Consider the following 3946-nt stretch of genomic DNA (forward strand, 5'->3'; position numbering starts at 1 on the left):
AAAGATTTGCCTGCACTACCTCCTGCCATTTTTTAGTTCCGTCGAACTCACGTTAGATTATCGTAAGCATTACCGAGATTCGAGAGTGTTTTACCTTCGCTTTTACGATCTTTGATTTCTCGTGCGATCGCCAAAACTTGCTGTAAATATTCAATAGCTTTGTTGTAGTTTCCCAGGTTATCGTAGACAATAGCGAGATTTCCCTGTGCCGCAAGCTCGTTTTTACGGTCTTGAATTTCTCGGTAGATAGCAAGTGCCTGTTGAAAAGACTGTAATGCAGCTTCAAATTGACTTTTATCGAGCTGTTCCAGACCAAGGTCATTCAATCTGTCTGCTTCTACTTTCTTTGCATTTGATGTCTGCACGAGTACTTCTGCTGTAGAAAAAGGCACTAGTCTATTAACCGTTAAATTGGCTGTAATGGCTATTGAAATCGTAATTATTGTTAAAATTACTTGTTTGAATCGCATAAAAACTGTGTAAAAAAGAGTTTAATATTACTCATTATCTGTATTAACGGAATAGTAAATTATCCTTGGTTCAATACATCTTTTGTTTATACAAAATTAAGCTATAGACTTAAACCCATGTTTAACACTGAGTGATGATTGTTGCACAGATCGGAGCAATGCCGGAGGCGAGCCACAGAGCATCTACACTTTTTTAATACTGGAAGTTAAAGGTGCGATCGCAAACCACTGCAAACAATTCCTAAATTGAATCCAGTGAGAATAGCACAGGATTGTTTCTAAAAGACACTAAGACTCTTTACAGCACATATTCTCCCTCTGAAATCTGTCATAGTCGTCAGGGGAGTTGATGTTTAAGTAATCAGATCGAGATGCTATTCTTGGAGCAAACAATTCACCCATATCTAGTGAAGTCTGTATAATTGAATCCATTTGTCGAGGACAGCCGTTCTTCCAATTTGTTTCCTCTAATACCGATAGGTAAGTTCTAAGAGAGTTGAGATTAAAAATAAAAATTCCAACATTATCTTCTCCAAAAGATGGTATGCAATCTCCTGAACTATGAAAGAGAAGCTTTTCAACATTTCCATCTAAATCTCTTTTGATGGATGCATATGGATGGTTTAAAGTAGTGGTTGGCATAGTAAGTCCTTGATTTTGATGAAGTGCATAATGTAAACTTATAGACTTTTTAATAGTGACACTCCTGTAGAGCATATCACACCATAAAATAATAACTGTCCCATAATTTGCATCTATATCCCTGACTGCAACCTGAACAGCACTAGCATGTCCGAGTGGATTATCATCAATAAGTAACTTGAAATTATCTAAACAACTTTGGACAATGTAATTCTCCACACTAGCGTAATTTTCACTTCTAACTACTAACCTGATCGGATGATGGCTTAATTCTCTAACTTGCGAAGCTGTTCTTGATAATAATGTTTCATTATCTTCTAGGGGAAATAGAAGCTTTGGTAGTTGAAATCCACTAGCTTTCATCCTAAGAGATTTACCAGCTGCTAAGATAGAAAAATAAATATTTTCAGTATTTATTGATGATTCACTAATATCGATTAAAGATGACCTATCAGTTATTTGATAGAAAGATTTTGATAGAGCAGGAGATATATTATTATCATTAGACAACATGGTATTGTATTCCTATACTTCTACAAATATTTATTCAGACACTTATTGAAATCTAATAGGATTTCAGAAAATGAATTATTAAAGTAGCTATCATAAATACAAAGCTTATTTTGAGATGTGATTTTTGTACTAAAGTCAGCACCCCATATGTCTAAGGAACACTTCATATTATTTAACATCCTCAAGCCTTCTATTTTGATTTCTCTACACAAATCTAATACTAGAAGCTGTTCTTGACTCGGTTCATACTGAAAAGGTATATGGTGTAGCAAGTTTTGTAATTGAATTCTCTGGGGCATTGGAAGTAAACTAAGTATTTGTTGGTCAGAAACCTTGATACGAAGAGACCTAGATAGCCATTGAAAATAAGAAGTAGAACCTAAATATCCAACATAAGCATTTGCAATAATTTTTTGAGGTAACTTATGGTAAATACAGAAAGCATTTAAGAAAACATCATCAGCAATAATATTATTAGGAATGATTGGATAATTTTTTGTTCTCATACCTAACAATCTTCCAACTGGTAAAGAGTATCCTGTAAGTTGTCTCTTCAGAGTTACAATCTTAGAAAATAAATTTTTTGTCTGATTTGTTAAACAAGTAAGCTCAATTAAAGATGGATTACCCCCAACCAAGGCATAATTACCTTTTACTAGCTCTAATAAGAGTCTTGAAATTGTCCTCGGATATAAAATCACATCATCATCCATGAAAAAAATGTAGTTCATATTGTTACCGATTGCATACTGATGTCCATAATTCATGGCTAGAACTTTACTTTTACTTTTTGCATGAATAGCTGCTATATGTATTAGATTTTTAATATACCTATGTCGTGATAAAAACTTCATTAACTGTTTTTTAAAGTTGGAGCTAATTTCTCCATTTATCACTACTAATATATGAATTAAGAATTCGCTTAAAAATGTATTAATTTTATCATCACAAATATTTTTAACTACTCTGCTTAGATGCTCTAACACATAAAAATCACTGTCACATGTTGGAATAACTATTATAAGACTCTTGTTTTCACTATCTTGAGTATTAGTAGAAGCATAACTCATAAACTGGTATTCCCACGGATTAATGTCTGAAATTGGATCATGTACTATGATTTTTCGAGGTTGTATCCATTTGAAATCAAAATAGTCTACAGTCACTGATGTTCCTAGTCTCTCAAGAATATAATTCATACAATCTCCGTTTTGAGTACATGGAATGGATTCAATTTATTGAATATATCTAGCTCGTAATTTATTGCGTAAATTGAGAGGGATCGCATTTCAGATGCAGAGAGTTAGAAGTGCGATCGCTTTTAGATACATAAAAAAACTATCGTTTTGGCAGCTAACAGCAAGTCAAATAAGCGTAGCTTTCTTGCAAAATTTCAACAGAATTTAGTATCTCAAAATGTCTCATTGCTATTACGCAAATAGCCATTCGCAAGTAGCGTACCTCCACTTTCTTAATCTGCAAACCTGTGTTCGCATTACTGCCCAATCTGAGAACATTGTTGAGCTACTAAAATGCTCGTTGGAGAATAGGGCGGAGCTACAGCGTAACCAATCCCAGAGGCTGCATCAGAAAGCTCCTCTGCAAATGAGTAAGCCATACGTGCAGAGCGACAGTATTGATATGGCTGACTTAAAGCAAATGCATCAATCTGTCCTATATAACCTTGCACTACTGAGTACTGGACTGAAGCAAAGGGGCTGTCCTGTTTCAAAGCCTCCAGATAGTCTTGTCCCGCTTGACGCATACCCTGAAAACTAGAGGTTAAGTCAACTACTACCTGTGCATTACTCGGCTTGGGATAGATACACAGAATAGTCATAGCAGTTGCTAAATTTACAAGTATTGGTAAAAAACGACGTGATGACATTTTTATTTTCCTTGAGGTTGTAAAATCTCGGTTGTGGCAGCTTGATTAACTGTTTATCTGCGATAAATTTAGTTACAAGTTGGTTATAAGCTTGATTCAACAGAGCAACTTGGGTTGTTGGTTCTCTGTTACTGCTATATCTGGATGAGACTTGGCGAAGTATGCAGTTGACGTAGAGAAAAATATAGACGAATGCTGAAAAGCTCTAAAAATCCTGTATTGCTCTTAGATGAGCATCTATTTCTCTTCTTCAGAAATAGATGTAAAGAAAGCTATCACTATACCAAAGCAAAAACGATTTTGAATTTATAAAAGTTTTGTTATGGCAGTTTGATTAACTCTTTGTGTTTTTTGTTGCATTAATAAAAGCGATCGCATTTCGCGGATTTCTCACAAAATCTGAAAAAATGGGATCAAAAACTGCGACAATGTA

4 protein-coding genes are annotated in these 3946 nt (G+C 34.7%); all 4 read right to left on the bottom strand.

Features of this window, described 5'->3' with window-relative positions:
* Positions 1–47: 47 nt before the first annotated feature.
* Positions 48–392, bottom strand: coding sequence for a tetratricopeptide repeat protein (locus tag RMY63_RS41210; RefSeq protein ID WP_322734196.1), 345 nt, complete (start codon positions 390–392; stop codon positions 48–50).
* Between the two features lie 366 nt (positions 393–758).
* Entirely contained in the window at positions 759–1625 is an 867-nt protein-coding gene (locus RMY63_RS41215) for an NTP transferase domain-containing protein (protein ID WP_322734197.1), read from the bottom strand.
* Positions 1626–1645: 20 nt separating this feature from the next.
* On the bottom strand, positions 1646–2824 hold the full coding sequence (locus tag RMY63_RS41220; protein WP_322734198.1) for a glycosyltransferase family A protein: 1179 nt from the start codon (positions 2822–2824) through the stop codon (positions 1646–1648).
* 296 nt (positions 2825–3120) lie between these two features.
* On the bottom strand, positions 3121–3513 hold the full coding sequence (locus RMY63_RS41225; protein ID WP_322734199.1) for a hypothetical protein: 393 nt from the start codon (positions 3511–3513) through the stop codon (positions 3121–3123).
* Between the last annotated feature and the right edge of the window lie 433 nt (positions 3514–3946).

This window comes from Nostoc sp. ChiQUE01b, assembly GCF_034531255.1.
In the GTDB taxonomy this organism is placed as follows: domain Bacteria; phylum Cyanobacteriota; class Cyanobacteriia; order Cyanobacteriales; family Nostocaceae; genus Nostoc.

What these genes read in the sequence shown, in the direction of transcription:
- RMY63_RS41215 (WP_322734197.1), bottom strand. Translation starts at nt 1,625, where the DNA reads ATGTTGTCTAATGATAATAATATATCTCCTGCTCTATCAAAATCTTTC.
- RMY63_RS41220 (WP_322734198.1), bottom strand. Translation starts at nt 2,824, where the DNA reads ATGAATTATATTCTTGAGAGACTAGGAACATCAGTGACTGTAGACTAT.
- RMY63_RS41225 (WP_322734199.1), bottom strand. Translation starts at nt 3,513, where the DNA reads ATGTCATCACGTCGTTTTTTACCAATACTTGTAAATTTAGCAACTGCT.